We start from the raw sequence: 574 nt of genomic DNA on the forward strand, positions 1-574 counted from the left end.
GAACGTGTCCGCGCGGGCGGCTCTGGCCGCCGCGTGCTGTCCTGCGGCGACCAGCGCCCACGCCTGCCAGATCAGCGCGCCGGGCAGCGCGGCCTGCTCACCCTGCTCGACCTCGCGGGCGGCGGCGGCCAGAGCGGCGTCGTCGTCGCCCGCCAGCAGCAGTTCGCGGGCGCCGCCCTGACCGGCCAGACGGGGCAGCGCCCGGTCGTAGTCGCTGGCCAGCAGCAACTGTCTGGCGGCGGCCCGGCTGCGGCGAGCGTGGGAGCCGGTTCCGGGGCTGAGCAGCGCGGCGTGGTCGTACACGCACGCCGCCGTCAGGGGCTCGGCGTGGCGGGCGAGTTCCTCCAGCTCGGCGGCGATGCGCTCGTCGGGCGTCAGCGTCGCGGCGAGCCGGTGGGCCAGCCGGCGGGCCGGGTCCGGGGTGGCCTCGACCAGCAGGCGGTGGGCGCGTAACCGGTCGTCGAGCGGAGTCAGGTAGTAGACGGCGGTGCGATCCAGCGGGTGGCGAAAGCGCGCCCGCATCCCGGCGATGTGCAGCACTCGCTCGGCGGCGGCCAGGCCGCCGTCGCGGGAG

Annotated in this window: 1 pseudogene; it reads right to left on the reverse strand. The window is 77.5% G+C overall.

Features of this window, described 5'->3' with window-relative positions:
* A pseudogene (locus tag ABD120_RS07560) lies at positions 1-574 on the reverse strand (hypothetical protein); the annotation flags it as partial.

Source organism: Nonomuraea longicatena (assembly GCF_039525605.1).
Taxonomy (GTDB): Bacteria; Actinomycetota; Actinomycetes; order Streptosporangiales; family Streptosporangiaceae; genus Nonomuraea; species Nonomuraea longicatena.